Here is a 14,877-nt window from a genome sequence, read left to right on the forward strand (position 1 = left end):
CGGTACGACCTGGGCAGGGCCGTTCGTCCTTGAGCTTCGTCACAGCATCGACGGAGATCACAGTTCTGCGTGCGACGCCCGGCCGTGATGAGATGAAGCATGGGCGATGGTCGATACGGAGCGGGGCGGTGCCCGACCGGTCGGGGTGACGCCGCTCGATGGGCGCGGTGGCGCTGCGTGACACCCCGTTCACCGCAAGTCGGCCATCATGCCACAGCCCATCTCGTGAGGAGCGCCATACCCCCGGCACTTGTCGCCAGGTGGCGCCACCTAGCATCGGCCCATGACACCCGGAGAGGGGAGTCCGTTGGTGACTGCTGAGCATGCGCACGCGGAGGGGGACGGAGCCGGATCGGCATCGTCCGCAAGCGTGCTCGACGAGATTCTGGCCGGCGTCCGCGAGGACGTGGCCCGGCGCCAGGAGCAGGTTCCGCTGGAGCGGATCCGTGAGCTGGCCGCCGCGGCGCCGCCGCCGCTGGACGCGTACGCGGCCCTGCGCCGGCCCGGCGTGGCCGTGATCGCCGAGGTGAAGCGCTCGTCACCGTCCAAGGGGCGGCTGGCGGAGATCGCCGACCCGGCCGACCTGGCCGGCGACTACGCCGCCGGTGGGGCCCGGGCGATCAGCGTGCTCACCGAGGGCCGCTGGTTCGGCGGGTCGCTCGACGACCTGGCCGCCGTCCGCGCCGCGGTGAAGGTGCCGGTGCTGCGCAAGGACTTCGTGGTCTCCAGCTACCAGGTGCACGAGGCCCGCGCCCACGGCGCCGACCTGGTGCTGCTGATCGTCGCCGCGCTGGAGCAGAACGCCCTGGTCGGGCTGCTGGAGCGGATCGAGTCGCTCGGCATGACCGCGCTGGTGGAGGTGCACACCGAGGAGGAGGCGGACCGGGCCCTGGAGGCCGGCGCGCAGGTGATCGGGGTCAACGCCCGTGACCTGCGTACCCTGGAGGTCGACCGCGCGGTGTTCGAGCGGATCGCGCCCGGCCTGCCCAGCAGCGTCGTCAAGATCGCCGAGTCCGGTGTGCGCGGTCCGCACGACCTGATCCGGTACGCCTCGGCCGGCGCCGACGCCGTGCTGGTGGGGGAGGGCCTGGTCACCCAGAAGAGCCCCCGCGAGGCGGTCGCCGAGCTGGTCAACGCCGGGAACCACCCGGCGACGCCCCGTCCGGTGCGCTGATCGCGCGCCGACACCTCAGCGAGAGGACAACGCGATGAGCGCCAACGTGTCGGCCCCGGCCGGCCAGGTTCCCGACGCCGCCGGTCACTTCGGCCGCTTCGGCGGGCGTTTCGTCCCGGAGGCGCTGGTCGCGGCGCTCGACGAGCTGGACGCCGCCTACCGCAAGGCGATGACCGACGAGGACTTCCTCGCCGAGTTCGGTGCCCTGCTGCGGGACTACGCGGGCACCCCGTCGCTGCTGTACACCGCTGAGCGGTTCTCCGCGAAGGCGGGCGCGCGCATCCTGCTGAAGCGGGAGGACCTGAACCACACCGGCGCGCACAAGGTGCGCAACGTGCTGGGCCAGGCCCTGCTCACCCGGCGGATGGGCAAGAAGCGGGTGATCGCGGAGACCGGCGCCGGGCAGCACGGCGTGGCCACCGCCACCGCCGCCGCCCTGTTCGACCTCGACTGCGTGGTCTACATGGGCGAGGTGGACACCGAGCGGCAGGCGCTCAACGTGGCCCGGATGCGGATGCTCGGCGCCACCGTCGTCCCGGTGACCACCGGCTCGCGCACCCTCAAGGACGCGATGAACGAGGCGATGCGGGACTGGGTCGCCAACGTCGACGACACCCACTACCTGATCGGCACCGCCGCCGGCCCGCACCCGTTCCCGGAGATGGTCCGGGACTTCGTGCGCGGCATCGGCGAGGAGGCCCGCCAGCAGTGCCTGGACCTGACCGGCGCGCTGCCGGACGCGGTCGCGGCCTGCGTCGGCGGCGGCTCCAACGCGCTGGGCATCTTCCACGCCTTCGTGGATGACGCCGACGTCCGGCTGTACGGCTTCGAGGCCGGCGGCGAGGGCGTCGAGACCGGTCGGCACGCGGCCAGCATCACCGGCGGCAGCTCCGGCGTGCTGCACGGCACCCGGACGTACGTGCTGCAGAACGAGGACGGTCAGACGATCGAGTCGCACTCGATCTCGGCCGGCCTGGACTACCCGGGCGTCGGCCCGGAGCACGCGTGGCTGCACGACAGCGGACGGGCCACCTACACGCCGGTCACCGACCGCGAGGCGATGGCCGCGTTCGAGCTGCTCTGCCGTACCGAGGGGATCATCCCCGCGATCGAGAGCTCGCACGCGCTCGCCGGCGCGTTGAAGATCGCCCCGACGCTCGCCGCCGAGCTGGGCCGGGAGCCGGTCATCGTGGTCAACCTCTCCGGCCGGGGCGACAAGGACGTGCACACCGCCGGCGAGTACTTCGGCATCCTCGACAAGGAGTGACAGCGTGAGTCGGATCGGGGTCGCCTTCGACAAGGCCCGTGCCGACGGGCGGGCCGTGCTGGTCGGCTGCATGCCGGCCGGGTTCCCCACCGTCGAGGGCAGCATCGCCGCGATGACCGCGATGGTCGAGGCCGGGGTGGACGTCATCGAGGTGGAGATCCCGTACTCCGACCCGGTGATGGACGGGCCGGTCATCCAGAAGGCCAGCGACATCGCCCTCGCCGGCGGGGTGCGTACCGCGGACACGCTGCGCATCATCGAGGCCGTCGCGGCCACCGGCGCCCCGGTGGTCACCATGACCTACTGGAACCCGATCGAGCAGTACGGCGTCGACGCCTTCGCCCGTGACCTGGCCGCCGCCGGCGGCACCGGGCTGATCACTCCGGACCTGATCCCGGAGGAGGCGGACGCCTGGCTGGCCGCCTCGGACGCCCACGGCCTGGACCGGACGTTCCTGGTCTCCCCGTCCTCCACCGACGCCCGGCTGAGGATGACCGTGGAGCACTGCCGGGGCTTCGTCTACGCCACCGCGATCATGGGCGTCACCGGTGCCCGGTCGCAGACCTCCGACGCCGCCCCGGTGCTGGTCTCCCGGCTGCGCGAGGTCACCGACCTGCCGATCGGCGTGGGTCTCGGCGTGGGCACCGGCGCGCAGGCCGGCACCGTGGCCGGGTACGCCGACGGCGTCATCGTCGGCAGTGCCCTGATCCGCTGCCTGCTCGACGCCGACGACGAGGCCGCCGGCCTGGCCGCCCTGCGCGCCCTCAGCGCCGAACTCGCCGAGGGCGTCCGCAACCCCGTCCGCTGACCGCCCGCCCCCGCCCGCCGTCAACGACCGTCGGTCGCCTGCGCCCGTGTGGCTCTGGCCGCCGTCGGTCCGCACCGGGTAGCTGTTCCCCGTCGGTCCACGCTTCGTGGCTGCGTTCGGGTGGCCGGGCTGCGGCGACTGCGGCGCGGTTTGCCCGCTCGCCTGCGGCTGCGCCGAGGTCGCGCCTGCCTGCCGCTGCGTCGGACGGTTGCCGGCATCGAGCAGCAGGGTGTTGCTCGGTCCCGCTGGCCGCACGGTCTTGCCGTGCCGCTCGGTGTTGCCGTGCCGCTCAATGTTGCCGTACCGCTCGGTGTTGCCGTGCCGACCGGTATTCGCCGGGCCGCTCGGCGCTATCGAGCCGTCCGGCTCCGCTGGCAGGCCGTGGGTGGCGCTGGCCATGAGGGTGGCGCTGGCTTCCCGCCGGTGATCGACGTCCGTTCACCTGGTGTCCGGTCTTCGGCGCGGACGCTACGAGTTTGATGACGTATTCGAATCACCGCTGGCCGCGGTTCGCCCAAGATCCGCCCTGTTTCCCGGAAAGAGTGGCTTCCCTGTCCGCGGTAGCCCCTCTTTCCCGGAAACAGGGCGATCCGGGGGCGGTCGCCGAGCTGCCAGGGGCGACCGCCGGTGGTGAGCAGCGGTGCCGAGGGGCGGTGGCGATCAGCGGTGCCGAGGGGCGGTAGTGAGCGGGGGTGCCGAGCAGCGGTGGCGAGGGGCGGTGGTGAGCGGCGGGTGATTCGTTTACGTCATCAGAGTTGTAGTCGGTGTGGAGTGGCTCGGGGGCAAGGCGCTCGTGGTGCGGGCAGTGGCGCGGAGGGGTGCCCGCCGATGTCCACGCCGCGCACCCTCGCCAGCTCCGCCCGGGAGCGCGTCTGGCGACCGGGAAGCCTGGTGTGGAGGGGCGTCCGGTTCAACGGCTGTGACCGGTCTGGGCACCACCCCGGTCAGTCCGCTGGGTGGGCGGGGTCGACTCCGTCGGCCCGGCCGACTTCGGCCCGGCCGAGTTCGTGCCGGCTGACTTCGTGCCCGCCGAGTCCGTGCGGGCTGAGTTCGTGCCGGCTGACTTCGTGCCCGCCGAGTCCGTGTGGGCCGAGTCGGTGCCGGCCGAGTTCGTGCCGGCTGACTCCGTGCCCGCCGGGTCCTGGTGGGCGGGCGCCCGCTCGGCAGCGTCGGCGATGAAGGTGGGGCGGCCCCGTCGAGGCGTCGGACCGGGCTCCGGCGGTGCCTGACGGAGCAGGTTCGAGCAGGCTGGTGCTGGTGCTGGTGCTGATGGCAGCGCCGAGGGCGGGGGCGGGGGTGGGGGCGGGAGCGCGGGGTCGGGCAACGGGCTTGAGTGGGCGGGTACCGGATCCGGGGTGTGGCGGAGGACGCCTGAGCGGCCGGCCCGCGCGTCGGCGAGAGCGGCTGCGGTGATCGGGGTGACGGGGTCCGGCGACTCGGTCGGCGGGTGCCAGCGGAGGCGGCAGCCGCCCGCCGGTTCGGCCGTCGGCCGGCCATGGTGGGCGCGGGCCCGGAAGACGTGCACCAGCACGTCCGGCACCGGGTGCGGGCGACCCGCCGGGCCGCTCCCGGCGCGGGTGAGCCGGTAGAGGCCCACGAGGTCGATCAACTCGACGTCCCAGCCGGTCTCCGCCCGGATCTCGCGGACCACGGCCACGGACGGGCACTCGGCGCGGTGCAGCCGGCCGCCGGGCAGCGCCCACCGCCCGCCCAGTTCCCGGCGGCAGAGCAGCACCCGGCCGGTGTCGTCGGTGACGACCGCGGCGACCGCCCAGGTGAGCCCGCTCATGGACAAAGAGCGTACGGCGGTGCAAACCAGAAGTCATCCGACCCGCGAGCCGCCCGGACCGGGGTGCCGCGGGGGTGGTCCGCCCCGGTAGCGTGTGCACCCGTGACCCTCGCCCCGATGACCCCACTGGCGGCCCTGCCCAGCCCCAGCACCGCCGTATGGCAGCTCGGTCCGGTGCCGCTCCGGGCGTACGCGCTCTGCATCATCGCCGGCATCGTGGTGGCCTGTGTGGTCACCGAACGTCGGCTGCGTCAGCGGGGGGTCGCCCCCGGCGCGGTGCTCGACATCGCGGTCTGGGCGGTACCCACCGGGATCATCGGCGCCCGGATCTACCACGTGATCACCTCGCCGGAGAAGTACTTCGGCGACGGCGGGCAGCCGCTCAAGGCGTTCGCCATCTGGGAGGGCGGCCTCGGCATCTGGGGCGCGGTCGCCGGTGGCGCGATCGGCGCCTGGATCGCCGCCCGGCAACTCGGCATCCCGTTGACCGTGGTGGCCGACGCGCTGGCCCCGGGCCTGCCGCTGGCCCAGGCCGTGGGGCGGTTCGGCAACTGGTTCAACAACGAGCTCTACGGCGGCCGCACCACCCTCCCGTGGGGGCTCGAGGTGCACGTCATGGACCCGGACCACCCCGGGCACGCGCTGCGCGACGAGTCCGGCAACCCGGTCCTGCAACCGGGGCTCTATCACCCGACCTTCCTCTACGAGGCGCTCTGGAACGTGGGCGTCGCCGTGCTGGTCTTCGTCCTCGACCGCAAGCTGCGGCTCGGCCGGGGTCGGGCCTTCGCGCTCTACGTGATGGGCTACACGGCCGGCCGGTTCTGGATCGAGCTGATGCGTACCGACGAGGCCAACCGGATCCTCGGCCTGCGGCTCAACGTCTGGACCGCCGGGCTGGTCTTCCTCGGCGCGCTGATCTACTTCCTCCGGGTCCGTGGGCCCCGCGGCTACCTGGTGCCGATCGGCGTTCCGGCCACTCCCGTCCCGCCCGCGGGCGGCGACGTCTCCCAGGTCGACCTCTCGACCCGGGAGGCCGGCCCGGCCACGGTCGCCCCCGAGGGTTACCGGGTGGTCAGCGAGGAGCAGTTCCGCACCTACCAGGAGACCGGCGAGGTCCCCGCCGAACCCACCCCCGCCGACACCGAACCCACGGCCACCGAGCCACCGGCCACCGAGCGCCGGGAGACCGAACCCACGGCCACCGAGCGCCGGGAGACCGAGCCCACGGCCACCGAACCGCCGGTCACCGAGCGCAGGGACACCGGGTCCAGGGACACCGGAGCCGGCGCGGGTCGTAGCGGGGCCGTCGGGCCCGCCGAGGTCGAGGAGGAGCCGGTCGAGCACGCGGACGCGCCGGGCTCCGCCGACCGGGCCGGTGCCACGGGCACCCGCCCCGCCGACCGGGACAGCTGAGCGGGGGTAGTCATGCGTACCGCGGTGGTGGTCGGCGCCGGTCTCGGCGGCCTGGCGGTGGCGGGTGCGCTGGCCCGCTCGGGCTGGCAGGTCACCCTCCTGGAGCGGGCCGACCGGGTCCGCCCGGAGCCGACCGCCGTCGTGCTCTGGCCCAACGGGGTACGCGCGCTGCGCGCCCTCGGCCTCGGCGCCGGGCTGGACGCCATCGCCACCCCGCTGCCCGACGGCGGGATCCGTCGCCCCGACGGGCAGTGGCTGGTGCAGCCGCGCCCCACGCCCGCCGAGCGGATGCCGGTGGTGGTGCACCGGGAGGACCTGCACGACGCGCTGATCGCCGGCCTCGGCGACCGGGTGGAGCTGCGTACGGGAGCAGCCGTCCGGAGCGTCCGGGCGAACGCCGGGGAACGGCCCGCCGTGAGCGACGGGGCGCGCACCATCGAGGCGGACCTGGTGGTCGCCGCCGACGGCACCGACAGCGAGATCCGTCGCCAGCTCGCCCCCGAGGCGGCCGTGGTCAGCTCCGGGTGTGCCGCCTGGCGGGCGGTCATTCCCTGGTACCAGGCACCGAAGCTCCCCGCCGACCAGCCGGTGGGCGGCGAGACGCTGGGGGCCGGCTACCGGTTCGTGGCCGCCTCGCTGGGCGAGCGCGGCGCCGCCGGCGGCTCCAGCCGGGGCGGCATCTACTGGGTGGCCACCGCCGCCGGCGCGCCCCGCCCCGAGCCGCCGGAGACCCAGCTCGCCCTGCTGCGGCGCTGGTTCGCCGGCTGGCCCGCGCCGATCGCCGAGCTGCTCGACGCCACCGACCCGGCCGACCTGGTGCAGCAGGAGATCCGCGAGCTGCGCCCGCTGCCCCGGGCGTACGGCTTCCCGGCCGGGCCGGGCGGAGTGGTGCTGCTCGGCGACGCCGCGCACGCCATGCCGCCACACCTCGGGCAGGGCGCCTGCCTCGCCTTCGAGGACGCGGCGACCCTCGCCTCGCTGCTGCGCGAGTCCCGGCTGCCCGACGCCGTGGCGTCGTACGACCGGCTGCGCCGGCCCCGCGCGGCGACCATGGTCCGGCAGACCCGCCGGATGTCGGCGGTGCTGCAGACCCGGGGACGGCTGGCGCTGCGCGCCCGCGACGCGGCCCTGGGCACGATCAGCCCCCGGCTGCGCAACACGGCCGCCTCCGCCGCCGCCCAGTGGCAGCCGCCGACCTGAGCGGCCGGTGGTGATCCGTGGCGACCGGTGACGACCGTCGGTCGGGCGGTCAGCCGATGACGGCGGCCGGCTCGGCGATGCAGGCGGTGCCGACGCGGCGGAACCCGACCCGCAGGTAGACCCGGGCGATCTCCTCGCTGCCGGCGGAGAGGAAGACCAGGTCGGTGCCGTCGGCGCGCAGCTCGTGGGCGAGGGTGGCGGTGACCGCCGCGCCGAGCCCCCGGCGGCGGGCCGACGGCAGGGTGGCCACGCCGGCGATCTCCGCGACGTCGTCGACGCGCATCGCCATCCCGCTGGCCAGCGCCCCCTCCTCGGGGGTCTCGGCGAGGACCGAGACGCGCCGGCCGTCGGCGATCCGGGCGCTCTCCTCGGCCAGCGCGGCCACGTCGAGCCGGGCCACGGTGGCGTCGCGCTCGGTGGGTCCGGCGTCGCCCCGGGCGGTGCCGCCGTGGGAGAAGCCGACCGCCGCGACGGCCCGGCGGATCGCCACGTCCGCGGCGAAGCCGGGGGAGGCCGGGTCGAGCACCCGCACCGGTACGTCGCTGAGCGTGGCCGGGTCGGGCAGGGCGGCCGGGTCGAGCACCATCAGCGGCGCCTCCAGCACGCTCAGCCCGGCGGACCGGGCGACCGCGAGCAGGTCGGGGGTGACCTCGTGCACCCATTCGAACGCCTCGGGGAGTCCCAGCTCCCGCTGCCGGGTCCGGACGGCGGTCACGTCGGCCAGCGACGGCGGCGTGGTGGCGCCCAGCCGCGGCCGGGCGTAGAACGGCCATCCGACGCCGTCGCGGACGAAGAGCACCAGGCCGCCGTACTCCTCGGTCCGGGCACCGTCGCGGGGCACCGCGTCGTAGAAACGCTCCAACCGGTCGACCAGCTCAGCACGTACGACATCCACCGCGCGAGACTACACGTCCCAGATGTTGGAAGTGTGATCAATCCGAACTGGCCTTGCGTGGTGCGCCCTAACGTAGACTCAATAAACCCACGAGGGCCGACGTCGTCCCGACCATGATCCAACCTGAGTGACGACAGGAGGCCCGGTGGCCTTTCCGTACCCTCTCAGCAGCCCGCAGTCGGCCCCGCCCGCGGCCGGGCTCTACGACCCCGCGCAGGAGCACGACGCGTGCGGTGTGGCCTTCGTGGCCGACCTGCACGGGCGCCGGTCGCACGAGGTCGTCGCGAACGGGCTCGGCGCGCTCTGCCGGCTGGACCACCGGGGCGCCCGGGGCGCGGAGCACAACACCGGTGACGGCGCCGGCATCATGATCCAGGTGCCGGACGCGTTCCTGCGCGCCGTGACGGACTTCCCCCTCCCGCCGGCCGGCCAGTACGCCACCGGCCTGGTCTTCCTCCCCGACGACGACGCCGCCGAGGCGCGCGCCCGCCGGGTGGTGGAGAAGTACGCCCTGGTCGAGGGCGCCGACGTGCTGGGCTGGCGGAACGTCCCGACCGACCCGAGCGGCCTGGGCGAGACGGCGCTGGCGGCGATGCCCCGGGTCCGGCAGCTCTTCCTCGCCGCGCACCGGCTCACCGACTCGCCCGCCGGCCGGGCCGGTTCCCCGCTGACCGGGCTCGACCTGGACCGGGTGGCGTTCTGCGTCCGCAAGCAGGCCGAGCGGGAGACCGCCGAGCGGGGCGTGCCGGCGTACTTCCCCTCGCTGTCCGGGCGGACCATGGTCTGGAAGGGCATGCTCACCCCCGACCAGCTCCCGGCGTACTACCCGGAGCTGACCGACGAGCGGGTGGTCAGCGCGATCGCGCTGGTGCACTCCCGCTTCTCCACCAACACCTTCCCGTCCTGGCCGCTGGCCCACCCGTACCGGTTCATCGCGCACAACGGCGAGATCAACACGATCCGGGGCAACCGGAACTGGATGCAGGCCCGGGAGGCGCTGCTGCGCAGCCCGAACATCCCGGGCAACATCCGCCGGGTCTTCCCGGTCTGCACCCCCGCCGCGTCCGACTCGGCCAACTTCGACGAGGTCCTGGAGCTGCTGCACCTGGCCGGGCGGAGCCTGCCGCACGCGGTGCTGATGATGATCCCCGAGGCGTGGGAGAACGACCCGGACATGCGCGCCGACAAGCGCGCCTTCTACCGCTTCCACGCCAGCCTGATGGAGCCGTGGGACGGCCCGGCCTCGGTCGCCTTCACCGACGGTGAGATCGTCGGCGCGGTGCTGGACCGCAACGGCCTGCGCCCGGGGCGCTGGTGGCGGACCGCCGACGGCCTGGTCGTGCTGGGCAGCGAGGCGGGCGTGCTCGACCTCGACCCGGCGACCGTGGTCGCCAAGGGTCGCCTCCAGCCGGGGAAGATGTTCCTGGTCGACACGGTCAACGGCCGGATCGTCTCCGACGACGAGATCAAGGCCGAGCTGGCCGCCGCCCAGCCGTACGCCGAGTGGCTGCACGCCGGCCTGATCGAGCTGGACGACCTGCCGCCGCGCGAGCACATCGTCTACACCCACGACTCGGTCCGGCGCCGCCAGCAGACCTTCGGTTACACCGAGGAGGAGCTGAAGATCCTGCTCGCGCCGATGGCGCGGGTCGGCGCGGAGCCGATCGGCTCGATGGGCACCGACACCCCGATCGCCGCGCTGTCGACCCGGCCGCGGCTGCTCTACGACTACTTCCACCAGCTCTTCGCCCAGGTCACCAACCCGCCGCTGGACGCCATCCGGGAGGAGCTGGTGACCAGCCTGGCGTCGACCATCGGCCCGGAGGGCAACCTGCTGGATCCGGGCGCGGCGAGCTGCCGGCAGATCGTGCTGCCCCACCCGGTGATCGACAACGACGAGCTGGCCAAGATCCTCTCCATCGACGAGGACGGCGACCTGCCCGGCTTCAAGGCGGTCCGGGTCTCCGGGCTCTACCGGATCCGGGACGGCGGCGCCGGCATCAAGGCCCGGCTGACCGAGATCTGCCGGCACGTCTCCGAGGCGATCGAGGACGGCGTACGGATCCTGGTGCTCTCCGACCGGGACTCCAACGCCGACCTGGCCCCGATCCCGTCGCTGCTGCTCACCGCGGCGGTGCACCAGCACCTGGTCCGGGAGCAGACCCGGACCCAGGTGGCGCTGATCGTGGAGTCCGGCGACTGCCGCGAGGTGCACCACGCGGCGGTGCTGATCGGGTACGGCGCGGCGGCGGTCAACCCGTACCTGGCCTTCGAGTCGGTGGAGGACATGATCTCCACGGGCGCGCTGGTCGGCGTGGAGCCGCGCAAGGCGGTCCGCAACTACGTCAAGGCGCTCGGCAAGGGCGTCCTGAAGATCATGTCGAAGATGGGCATCTCGACGGTCTCGTCGTACTGCGGTGCGCAGGTCTTCGAGGCGGTCGGGCTGGACACCCGGCTGGTCGAGCGCTACTTCCGGGGCACCCCCAGCAAGATCAGCGGAATCGGGCTGGCCGAGATCCACGCCGAGGTGGCCGCCCGGCACGCCCTGGCCTGGCCCGCCCCCGGCACCCGGACCTCCGACCGGCTGGAGGTCGGCGGGGAGTACCAGTGGCGGCGCGAGGGGGAGCTGCACCTGTTCAACCCGGAGACGGTCTTCCTGCTCCAGCACGCCACCCGCAGCCGCCAGTACGACGTGTTCCGGCAGTACACCGCCAAGGTCGACGAGCTGGCCGCGAAGGCCGGCTCGCTGCGGGGTCTGTTCACCCTGCGGACCGGGGTGCGTCCGGCGGTGCCGCTGGACGAGGTGGAGCCGGCCAGCGAGATCGTCAAGCGGTTCGCCACCGGCGCCATGTCGTACGGGTCGATCTCGGCGGAGGCGCACGAGACCCTCGCCATCGCGATGAACCGCCTCGGCGGCAAGTCCAACACCGGTGAGGGCGGCGAGGACGTCGACCGCCTGCGCGACCCGCAGCGCCGCTCGGCGGTCAAGCAGATCGCCAGCGGCCGGTTCGGTGTGACCAGCGAATACCTGGTCAACGCCGACGACCTCCAGATCAAGATGGCGCAGGGCGCGAAGCCCGGCGAGGGCGGCCAGCTGCCCGGCAACAAGGTCTGGCCGTGGATCGCCCGGACCCGGCACGCCACCCCGGGCGTCGGCCTGATCTCGCCGCCGCCGCACCACGACATCTACTCCATCGAGGATCTCGCCCAGCTCGTCCACGACCTCAAGTGCGTCAACCCGGCCGCCCGGGTGCACGTCAAGCTGGTCAGCGAGGTCGGCGTGGGCACCGTCGCGGCGGGTGTCGCCAAGCTCAAGGCCGACGTCATCCTGATCTCCGGCCACGACGGCGGCACCGGCGCGTCGCCGCTGAACTCGCTCAAGCACGCCGGCACCCCGTGGGAGCTGGGCCTGGCCGAGGCGCAGCAGACGCTGCTGCTCAACAAGCTCCGCGACCGGGTCACCGTGCAGGTCGACGGTCAGCTCAAGACCGGCCGGGACGTGCTGATCGCGGCGCTGCTCGGCGCCGAGGAGTTCGGCTTCGCCACCGCGCCGCTGATCGTCGAGGGCTGCGTGATGATGCGGGTCTGCCACCTGGACACCTGTCCGGTGGGCATCGCCACCCAGAACCCGGTGCTGCGCGAGCGGTTCACCGGCCGGCCGGAGTTCGTGGAGAACTTCTTCCTCTTCCTCGCCGAGGAGGTCCGCGGGTACCTCGCCGAGCTGGGCTTCCGGTCGATCGAGGAGGCGATCGGGCAGACCGAGCTGCTCGACCTCACCCCGGCCATCGACCACTGGAAGGGGCACGGGCTGGACCTGGCGCCCGTACTCCAGCTGCCGGAGCTGCCGGCGGACGCCGCGCGACGCGGCATCCGGGCCCAGGACCACGGCCTGGAACTGGCGCTGGACAACGAGCTGATCGCCCTCGCCGAGCCGGCGCTGCGTGACGGCACACCGGTCCGGGTCGAGGTGGCGGTGCGTAACGAGCACCGCAGCGTCGGCGCGATGCTCGGCGGCGAGGTGACCCGCCGCTTCGGCGGCGCCGGCCTCCCCACCGACACGATCGAGTTCCTGCTGCACGGCACCGCCGGGCAGTCGTTCGGCGCGTTCCTGCCGCACGGGGTCACCCTGCGACTGCACGGCGACGCCAACGACTACGTCGGCAAGGGCCTCTCCGGCGGCCGGCTCGTCGTCCGCCCGGACACCGCCGCGCCGTTCGCCGCGGGCCCGGCGCCGGCGGGGGAGCGGGCCGAGGACCAGATCATCGCCGGCAACACCATCCTGTACGGGGCCACGGCCGGCGAGGTCTTCCTGCGCGGCCGGGTCGGCGAGCGGTTCGCGGTGCGCAACTCCGGCGCGGTGGCCGTCGTCGAGGGGGTCGGCGACCACGGCTGCGAGTACATGACCGGCGGCACGGTGGTGGTGCTGGGCGAGACGGGGCGCAACTTCGCCGCCGGCATGTCCGGCGGCACCGCGTTCGTCTGGCAGCTCGACCGGCGTCGGGTCAACACCGAGCTGGTCGACCTCTCCCCGCTGCGGGACGAGGAGCGGGACCGGCTGCACGAACTCGTGCAGCGGCACTTCGCCGAGACCGACTCGGCCGTCGCCGAGGAGCTGCTGAAGCGCTGGCCGGAGGCGGTGCAGGAGTTCACCGCCGTGGTGCCCCGGGACTATCGCCGGGTGCTGGAGATCATGCGGGCCGCCGAAGCCGCCGGCCGTGACGTCGACGACGCGGTGATGACCGCGCTGACCCCGTCCGTGCCGCCCGTCACCCGGGTGGCGGCCCAGGAGGTTGCTCGTGCCTGACCCGAACGGTTTCCTGCGCTACGACCGGCGGCTGCCGGCCCGCCGTCCGGTGCCGGTGCGGATCACCGACTGGCGGGAGGTCTACCCGCCGGCCGGTGAGGAGCTGATCCGCGAGCAGGCCACCCGCTGCATGGACTGCGGCATCCCGTTCTGCCACGAGGGCTGCCCGCTGGGCAACCGCATCCCGGACTGGAACGACCTGGTCCGCACCGGCGGCTGGGACGCCGCGGTGGAGTCGCTGCACGCCACCAACAACTTTCCCGAGTTCACCGGCCGGCTCTGCCCGGCGCCCTGCGAGGCGGCCTGCGTGCTCGGCCTCGGCGGTCAGCAGCCGGTGACCATCAAGCAGGTCGAGGTGGAGATCGCGAACGCGGCGGTGGCCCGGGGCGGGCTGCGGCCGCACCCGGTGCCGGCGCCGACCGGCCGGTCGGTCGCCGTGGTCGGCTCCGGGCCCGCCGGGCTCGCCGCCGCGCAGCAGCTCGCCCGCGCCGGTCACGCCGTCACCGTGTACGAGCGCGACGACGCGATCGGCGGCCTGCTCCGGTACGGCATCCCGGACTTCAAGCTGGAGAAGGAGCACATCGACACGCGGCTGGCCCAGCTCGCCGCCGAGGGCGTGCAGTTCCGCACCGGGGTGAACGTCGGCGTCGACGTCACCGCCGACGAGCTGCGCGCCCGGCACGACGCGGTGCTGCTGGCCTGCGGCGCCCTCCAGGGCCGGGACACCCCGGAGACGCCCGGGCGGGAACTGCGCGGCGTGCACCAGGCGATGTCGCACCTGGTCGCCGCCAACCGGGTAGTCGCCGCGGCCGGCCAGGGCCGACCCGCCCTGGCGGTGCTGCCCGACGGCACCCCCATCGACGCCGCCGGCAAGCACGTGGTGATCATCGGCGGTGGCGACACCGCCGCCGACTGCCTGGGCGTGGCGCACCGGCAGGGTGCGGCCGGCGTACACCAGCTCGACCTCTATCCCGAGCCGCCGAGCAGCCGGGACGCCGAGCGGGACCCGTGGCCGACCTGGCCCTGGGTGCTGCGCAACTACCCGGCGCACGAGGAGGGCGGCGACCGGGTCTTCGCGGTGGCGGTGCAGGAGTTCGTCGACGACGGCACCGGCCGGGTCAAGGGGGTCCGGATCGCCGAGGTGACCGTGGAGAAGCGGGACGGCCGGCGGATCGTCACCGCGCTGCCCGGTTCGGAGCGGGAACTGCCGGCCGATCTGGTGCTGCTCGCCATCGGGTTCGAGGGCACCGAGCAGCAGCCGCTGCTGACGCAGTTCGGGGTCACCCGCAACCCGCGCGGCGCGGTCGACGCCCGGCCCGACTGGCAGACCGACGCGGACGGCGTCTTCGTCGCCGGTGACATGCACCGGGGCGCGTCCCTGATCGTCTGGGCGATCGCCGAGGGCCGCGCGGCGGCTGCCGCCATCCACACGTACCTGGGTGGGGTGGGCACGCTGCCCGCGCCGGTGGACCCGGCCCGCCAGCCGCTGGCCGCCCGCTGACCCAGGCCGTCGACTCCGGCCAGCCG

At 74.1% G+C, this 14,877-nt stretch carries 9 protein-coding genes; 7 read left to right on the forward strand and 2 right to left on the reverse strand.

Features of this window, described 5'->3' with window-relative positions; all coding sequences use genetic code 11:
• Positions 1-370 precede the first annotated feature (370 nt).
• Genes trpC through trpA form a run of 3 tightly spaced genes read left to right on the forward strand, consistent with a single transcriptional unit; the run spans position 371 to position 3,249 of the window.
• On the forward strand, positions 371-1,174 hold the full coding sequence (trpC, locus tag ABUL08_RS02560; protein ID WP_350934114.1) for an indole-3-glycerol phosphate synthase TrpC: 804 nt from the start codon (positions 371-373) through the stop codon (positions 1,172-1,174).
• Between the two features lie 34 nt (positions 1,175-1,208).
• Positions 1,209-2,441, forward strand: coding sequence for a tryptophan synthase subunit beta (gene trpB / locus ABUL08_RS02565; protein ID WP_350934116.1), 1,233 nt, complete (start codon positions 1,209-1,211; stop codon positions 2,439-2,441).
• A 4-nt stretch (positions 2,442-2,445) separates the two neighbouring features.
• Positions 2,446-3,249 (forward strand): tryptophan synthase subunit alpha, encoded by an 804-nt coding sequence (gene trpA, locus ABUL08_RS02570; RefSeq protein WP_350934117.1) that lies wholly within the window; start codon positions 2,446-2,448, stop codon positions 3,247-3,249.
• Between the two features lie 910 nt (positions 3,250-4,159).
• On the opposite strand, the gene ABUL08_RS02575 is transcribed toward trpA, so the two are convergent.
• Positions 4,160-5,038 (reverse strand): NUDIX hydrolase, encoded by an 879-nt coding sequence (locus ABUL08_RS02575; RefSeq protein WP_350934119.1) that lies wholly within the window; start codon positions 5,036-5,038, stop codon positions 4,160-4,162.
• A gap of 102 nt (positions 5,039-5,140) precedes the next feature.
• Here ABUL08_RS02575 and lgt point away from each other — a divergent pair, with 102 nt between their 5' ends.
• Positions 5,141-6,451: a prolipoprotein diacylglyceryl transferase gene (gene lgt / locus ABUL08_RS02580; protein WP_350934122.1), complete on the forward strand. Its 1,311-nt coding sequence runs from the start codon at positions 5,141-5,143 to the stop codon at positions 6,449-6,451.
• A gap of 12 nt (positions 6,452-6,463) precedes the next feature.
• Positions 6,464-7,651: an FAD-dependent oxidoreductase gene (locus tag ABUL08_RS02585; protein WP_350934124.1), complete on the forward strand. Its 1,188-nt coding sequence runs from the start codon at positions 6,464-6,466 to the stop codon at positions 7,649-7,651.
• 49 nt (positions 7,652-7,700) lie between these two features.
• Here ABUL08_RS02585 and ABUL08_RS02590 read toward each other — a convergent pair whose 3' ends face one another.
• A complete protein-coding gene (locus tag ABUL08_RS02590) occupies positions 7,701-8,546 on the reverse strand; it encodes a GNAT family N-acetyltransferase (RefSeq protein ID WP_350934126.1) in 846 nt (281 codons plus the stop codon).
• Positions 8,547-8,691: 145 nt separating this feature from the next.
• Between ABUL08_RS02590 and gltB the strand changes: the two genes are divergently transcribed.
• Together gltB and ABUL08_RS02600 are read left to right on the forward strand one after the other, a co-directional pair.
• Entirely contained in the window at positions 8,692-13,350 is a 4,659-nt protein-coding gene (gltB, locus tag ABUL08_RS02595) for a glutamate synthase large subunit (RefSeq protein WP_350934129.1), read from the forward strand.
• Positions 13,343-14,851, forward strand: coding sequence for a glutamate synthase subunit beta (locus ABUL08_RS02600; protein ID WP_350934131.1), 1,509 nt, complete (start codon positions 13,343-13,345; stop codon positions 14,849-14,851). The genes gltB and ABUL08_RS02600 overlap by 8 nt, the downstream gene beginning before the upstream one ends.
• Positions 14,852-14,877: the final 26 nt, after the last annotated feature.

The sequence above is a fragment of the Micromonospora sp. CCTCC AA 2012012 genome (assembly GCF_040499845.1).
GTDB lineage: Bacteria > Actinomycetota > Actinomycetes > Mycobacteriales > Micromonosporaceae > Micromonospora > Micromonospora mangrovi.